The organism is Paracoccus fontiphilus, assembly GCF_017356265.1.
In the GTDB taxonomy this organism is placed as follows: Bacteria; Pseudomonadota; Alphaproteobacteria; order Rhodobacterales; family Rhodobacteraceae; genus Paracoccus; species Paracoccus fontiphilus.
This window is the reverse complement of the sequence record NZ_JAFNAW010000112.1, coordinates 1-5,409: the sequence shown is the minus strand read 5'-3', so window position 1 is coordinate 5,409 and position 5,409 is coordinate 1. Positions and strand designations below refer to the sequence as shown.

The following is a 5,409-nucleotide window of genomic DNA, read 5'->3' as shown; positions in this document are numbered from 1 at the left end:
GGGGCGCACAGGCCGGGCAGGCGCCGCGGCGGCAGGACGCGGGCGGCCGGGCGCCGTCTGCGGCACCACGTCAAAGCGCAGGCGCTCGACCGGCTGGCCGTGGCGGCTGAGGACGCCCATGATGTCCTTGGCGAAATGCCGGTTCACCCAGTCCGAGATGAAGCGGGTCGGGCTGGCGAAATGCGCGATGCCGGAATCAAGTCCGGTCAGTCGCAGGGGCTTGATCCAGTGGTTGAAGTTGTTCGGCCCCACGCTTGTTTCCAGCGCGGCGCATGCCTGTCCCCAAAGATCGTCCATGGTCTTGCCCTATCTTTCCTGTCCCCAGCCTTCGCCGGACACCCGGCGAAACAGGATTCCCGGCGCGTATCGGACGGCAGATCCGCGACAATACCCCACCTTGCGGCCCCCGAGGGGACGCATGACGGGGCTTGCACCCAAGATCCATTCCAAGACACGGATTCCAGCGCAGCCGGTGGCAGCCGCCTGCAAGAAACCCGAGGACAACCGGGGCGCCTGAAGCCCCATTGCCTGACCCGTCGCCGGCGTTGATATCCGCCTGGCCGGCCCGTCCCCAATACAACGACGTGAATCGCCCCATCAGGTTAGCCATGGCGCGAAGGGCGCTGCAACCGAACTATGCGCTTGACAGAAGCTTTGCCAAATCGAATCTGCGAGCCCGTTGACTCAAAAGGAAAGATTCCTGAAGGCCTTGATATGTAGGCATTTTTGCAACATTGCGCAGGTGCAGAAACGCAAATCGGGCGCGGACAGCCGTCCGCACCCGAGCCGATTCCGGGGCCGCCGGAACCACGATTTCAAGCAGGTTCGCCCCGGAAGGGGCGCAGGGGTCAGGCCGCCGACAACGCCTTCACGCGGGCCGCCAGACGCGAGATTTTCCGCGATGCAGTATTCTTGTGGACCACGCCCTTGGTCACGCCGCGCATCAGTTCGGGCTGGGCCGCCTGCAGGGCTGCCTTCGCCGCATCGGCGTTGCCCGAGGCGATGGCTTCCTCGACCTTGCGGATGAAGGTGCGGATGCGCGAGCGGCGGGCCTTGTTGACGTCGGTGCGGCGCTCGATCTGGCGGGCGCGTTTCTTGGACTGGGGCGTGTTGGCCATGGGTCTTGTTCCTATCGGTCTTCAGCGTTTCGATCGCGCAAAAGACCCAAGACACCGCCTTCCGGGAAAGCGGTCATGATTCTTGCCTAAGCGGGCCCACGCGCATGTAAGCCGTGGCCTATAGTCCATGCGGACCCGAAAGGAAAGCCCGAAATCAGCGGTCGCGGAACTGCGGTTCGCGCTTTTCCAGGAAGGCGGCCATGCCTTCCTTCTGGTCCTCGGTCGAGAAGAGGGCCTGGAAGGTCCGCCGTTCGAACAGGATGCCCTCAGTCATGGTGGTCTCGAAGGCGCGGTTGACGGCCTCCTTGGCGGCCTTGACCGAAAGCTGGGACTTTTCCGCGATCTTGCGGGCGGCGGCCATGGCCTCGGGGATCAGCTTGGCCGCCGGCACGACGCGGCTGACAAGGCCCGACCGCTCCGCCTCGGCCGCGTCCATGAAGCGGCCGGTCAGGTGCATGTCCATGGCCTTGGACTTGCCCACGAAGCGGGTCAGGCGCTGCGTGCCGCCGATGCCCGCGATGACGCCCAGGTTGATTTCCGGCTGGCCGAACTTGGCGGTGTCGGCGGCGATGATGAAGTCGCAGATCATCGCCAGCTCGCAGCCGCCGCCCAGGGCATAGCCGGACACGGCGGCGATAAGGGGCTTGCGGAAGCGGGTCAGCGCGTCGATCCGGGCGCCGAACAGATCCTCGTCATAGGCATCGACGAAGGACTTGTTGGACATCTCCTTGATGTCGGCCCCGGCGGCAAAGGCCTTTTCGCTGCCGGTCAGCACCACGCAGCGGATCTTGTCGTTGCGGTCGGCATCGGCCAGGGCCTGGCCAAGTTCGGTGATCAGGGCGGTGTTCAGCGCGTTCAGCGCCTCGGGGCGGTTCAGCCGGATCAGGGCAACGCTGTCCTCGATCTCGACGATGATGGTTTCATAGGCCATGGACTGCGTCCCCGTTGCAAAGCTGCGTTTGGGGCGGACCCTAGCAAAAGCCGGATCGGAAAGCCAATCGGCCTAGCGCTGGCACTGCGGACAGTAAAAGCTGGACCGCCCGCCCTGCACGATGCGCCGGATGGTGCCGGTGCAGCCGGGCGTGGGGCAGGGGGCGCCCTCGCGGTCATAGACGCGGAAGCTGTGCTGGAAATAGCCCAGTTCTCCGGTGGCCTGCCGGTGGTCGCGCAGGGACGATCCGCCCGCCGCAATGGCGTCCGTCAGCACGTCGCGGATATGGCCCACCAGCGCCGCGATCCGCGCCGCGCCGATGCGCCCCGCCGCCCGGCGCGGGTCGATGCCCGCGCGGTGCAGCGCCTCGGAGACATAGATGTTGCCAAGCCCCGCGACGATCCGCTGGTCCAGAAGCGCCTGCTTGACCGGCACCCTGCGCCCCGCGAAGGCCGCGGCCAGATAGGCGGGGGTGAAGCCGTTGTCGAAGGGTTCCGGCCCCAGGTGATCCAGCAGGGGATGGGACACCCCCTCGCGGATCAGGTCCACCATGCCAAAGCGGCGGGCGTCGTTGAAGGTGATGGTGGTGCCCGCCTCGGTCACAAGCACCACATGGTCGTGGCGCGCCAGGATCGCCGGGTCGCGGTGGAAATCGCCCAGGGACGCGTCCTCGACCAGCATCCGGCCCGACATTCCCAGGTGCATCAGCACCGTGCCGCCCCGGTCCAGGTCGGCCAGCAGGTATTTCGACCGCCGCCGCAGCGCCGTCACGGTGGCGCCCGTCAGGACCTGCACCAGATCCATGGGCAGGGGCCAGCGCAGGTCGGGGCGTCGAACCTCGGCGCGCGCGATGCGTTGACCCTCCAGGTGCGGCAACAGGCCGCGGCGCACGGTTTCGACTTCGGGGAGTTCTGGCAATTACGGTCCTCTCGCTGCATTGTGCGCGCGGCGCGTCGGGCTTATCTGGCGATGAAACAGGTGAACGGCAAGCGGCATGAGCGACAAGAAGCAGACCCATTTCGGTTTCCGGACCGTGGACGAGGATGCCAAGGCCGGAATGGTCCACGGGGTCTTTTCATCCGTCGCGTCCCGGTACGACCTGATGAACGACCTGATGAGCGCGGGCATCCACCGCGTCTGGAAGAACGCCATGATGGACTGGCTTGCCCCGCGCGACGGCCAGCATCTGCTGGACGTGGCGGGCGGCACGGGCGACGTCGCCTTCCGGTTCCTGGACCGCGCGCCGGGCGCCCGCGTGACCGTCTGCGACATGACCGAGTCGATGCTGGTCGAGGGAAGGAAGCGCGCCGATGCGGTGGAAAAGGGCGACCGTCTGGCCTGGGTCACGGGCGACGCCATGGCGCTGCCGTTCGGGGACAACAGCTTCGACCGCTACACGATCTCCTTCGGCATCCGCAACGTCACCCGCATCCCCGATGCCCTGGCCGAGGCCTATCGCGTGCTGAAGCCCGGCGGGCGGCTGATGGTGCTGGAGTTCAGCCAGATCCCCGTGCCTGCGATGCAATGGGCGTATGACCGCTATTCCTTCAACGTCATCCCGGCCATGGGGCAGGCGGTGACGGGGGATCGCGACAGCTACCAGTATCTGGTGGAATCGATTCGCAAGTTCCCCGACCAGGACGCCTTTGCCGACATGATCCGCGGGGCGGGCTTCGGCCGCGTGCAATACCGCAACCTGTCGATGGGCATCGCCGCGCTGCATTCCGGCTGGAAGCTGTGATGCGCGGTCCCCACAACCTGCTGCGCCTGATCCGTACGGGCGCCACCTTCGAACGCACGGGCGCCATGCGCGCGGTCCTTGACGCGGTCGAGGCGCCGCCCCGGCTGCGGATCGCCGCCCGCGTGCTGGGATGGCCGTTCCGCTGGCTGGGCTACAAGGGCGATCCCGCCCTGCCGCCGATCACGCGGGCGATCACCGCGCTGGGCCCGGCCTACATCAAGTTCGGCCAGATCCTGTCGACCCGCGCCGACGTGGTGGGCGTCGAGATGGCCGACCAGTTGCGCATGTTGCAGGACCGCCTGCCGCCCTTTCCCACCGACATCGCCAAGGACGTCATCCAGGCCGACCTGCGCCAGCCCGTCGATCTGCTGTTCTCGGAGTTCTCCGAACCCGTGGCCGCAGCCTCGATCGCGCAGGTCCACCGGGCGCGGGTGCGCGAAACCGGGCGCGAGGTGGCGGTCAAGGTTCTGCGCCCCGGCATCGGCCCTGCCTTCCGGCGCGACATCGACGCCTTCCACTTCGCCGCCGGCATCATCGAGGCCCTCGCGCCCGGCAGTCGCCGCCTGCGGCCCCGCGACGTGGTGCGCCATTTCGAAAGCACCGTGACCGCCGAACAGGACATGCGGCTGGAAGCGGCCAACGCGTCCGAGTTCGCGGAAAACACCAAGGGCGATTCGGGCTTTGCCATTCCCCATCCGCATTGGGAACTGTCCTCGCGCCGCGTGCTGACCTCGGACTGGGCCGAGGGGCTGCCGATGGGGGACCGCGCCGCCCTGGTGGCGGCGGGCCATGACACCGGCCGCATCGCCACGCGGGTGATCCAGCTGTTCCTGCAGCACGCGCTGCGCGACGGCTTCTTCCATGCGGACATGCATCACGGCAACCTGAAGGTCGCGGCCAATGGCGACGTTCTGGCCTATGACTTCGGCATCATGGGCGAGATCGACGAATACACCCGCCGCATCTATGCCGAGATCCTGTATGGCTTCATCCAGCGCGACTATCGCCGCGTCGCCCGCGTCCACTTCGAAGCGGGCTATGTTCCCCGCGACCGCGACGAGGCCGCCTTTGCCCGCGCGCTGCGCGCCGTGGGCGAGCCGATCTTCGGCGCCAATGCCAGCCGGATTTCCATGGCGAACCTGCTGGCCTACCTGTTCGAGGTGACGGAACGCTTCGGGATGCAGACCCAGACCCAGTTGATCCTGCTGCAACGCACCATGGTCGTGGTCGAGGGCGTGGCCCGGTCGGTCGATCCGCAGCTGAACATCTGGGACGCGGCCAAGCCCGTGGTCTCGGACTACATCCGCTCGAACATCGGGCCCAAGGCGCTGGCGGGCGACGTCGCGCGCGTGGCCCAGACCGTCGGCCGCTATGGCCCGCTGCTGCCCCGCATCGTCGAGCAGGCCTTGTGGGAACGCGCCCACCCCGAGGACGCCCGCGCCGTCCAGCCGGTCCTGGTCCGGCGCGGCGCGCCCGTCTGGCTTGCCGTGGTGCTGGCGCTGGGGGCCGGGGCGGCCTTCGGGATGGCCTTCGTCTAGAGCATGTCGCGGGCATCGAGATTCAGGATTCCCAGCTAGCCTATGATGTGCTTCCCTTCTGCTGAGGCAGGTATGGGGGGT

At 67.4% G+C, this 5,409-nt stretch carries 6 protein-coding genes; 2 read left to right on the top strand and 4 right to left on the bottom strand.

Features of this window, described 5'->3' with window-relative positions; genetic code table 11:
* The 4 genes from J0F76_RS19700 to mutM form a co-directional block, all read right to left on the bottom strand.
* On the bottom strand, window positions 1-297 hold a 297-nt coding region (locus tag J0F76_RS19700; protein ID WP_278250459.1), incomplete at its 3' end, for a DnaA N-terminal domain-containing protein.
* Window positions 298-848: 551 nt separating this feature from the next.
* Window positions 849-1,118: a 30S ribosomal protein S20 gene (gene rpsT, locus J0F76_RS19695; RefSeq protein ID WP_207472085.1), complete on the bottom strand. Its 270-nt coding sequence runs from the start codon at window positions 1,116-1,118 to the stop codon at window positions 849-851.
* 154 nt (window positions 1,119-1,272) lie between these two features.
* Window positions 1,273-2,049 (bottom strand): enoyl-CoA hydratase, encoded by a 777-nt coding sequence (locus tag J0F76_RS19690; RefSeq protein WP_207472084.1) that lies wholly within the window; start codon window positions 2,047-2,049, stop codon window positions 1,273-1,275.
* A 72-nt stretch (window positions 2,050-2,121) separates the two neighbouring features.
* The gene (gene mutM / locus J0F76_RS19685; protein ID WP_207472083.1) at window positions 2,122-2,967 is read right to left on the bottom strand and encodes a bifunctional DNA-formamidopyrimidine glycosylase/DNA-(apurinic or apyrimidinic site) lyase; all 846 of its coding nucleotides are present in this window, start codon (window positions 2,965-2,967) and stop codon (window positions 2,122-2,124) included.
* Between the two features lie 76 nt (window positions 2,968-3,043).
* Between mutM and ubiE the strand changes: the two genes are divergently transcribed.
* On the top strand, window positions 3,044-3,790 hold the full coding sequence (gene ubiE / locus J0F76_RS19680) for a bifunctional demethylmenaquinone methyltransferase/2-methoxy-6-polyprenyl-1,4-benzoquinol methylase UbiE (protein ID WP_207472082.1): 747 nt from the start codon (window positions 3,044-3,046) through the stop codon (window positions 3,788-3,790).
* Window positions 3,790-5,328 carry a 2-polyprenylphenol 6-hydroxylase gene (gene ubiB, locus J0F76_RS19675; protein WP_207472081.1) on the top strand — a complete coding sequence of 513 codons (1,539 nt, stop codon included), beginning with the start codon at window positions 3,790-3,792 and terminating at the stop codon, window positions 5,326-5,328. Before ubiE ends, ubiB begins: the two co-directional genes overlap by 1 nt.
* The last annotated feature ends 81 nt before the right edge of the window (window positions 5,329-5,409 follow it).

Coding starts and splice junctions, on each gene's coding strand:
- ubiB (WP_207472081.1), top strand. CDS start 3,790: ATGCGCGGTCCCCACAACCTGCTGCGCCTGATCCGTACGGGCGCCACC.
- rpsT (WP_207472085.1), bottom strand. CDS start 1,118: ATGGCCAACACGCCCCAGTCCAAGAAACGCGCCCGCCAGATCGAGCGC.
- J0F76_RS19690 (WP_207472084.1), bottom strand. CDS start 2,049: ATGGCCTATGAAACCATCATCGTCGAGATCGAGGACAGCGTTGCCCTG.
- ubiE (WP_207472082.1), top strand. CDS start 3,044: ATGAGCGACAAGAAGCAGACCCATTTCGGTTTCCGGACCGTGGACGAG.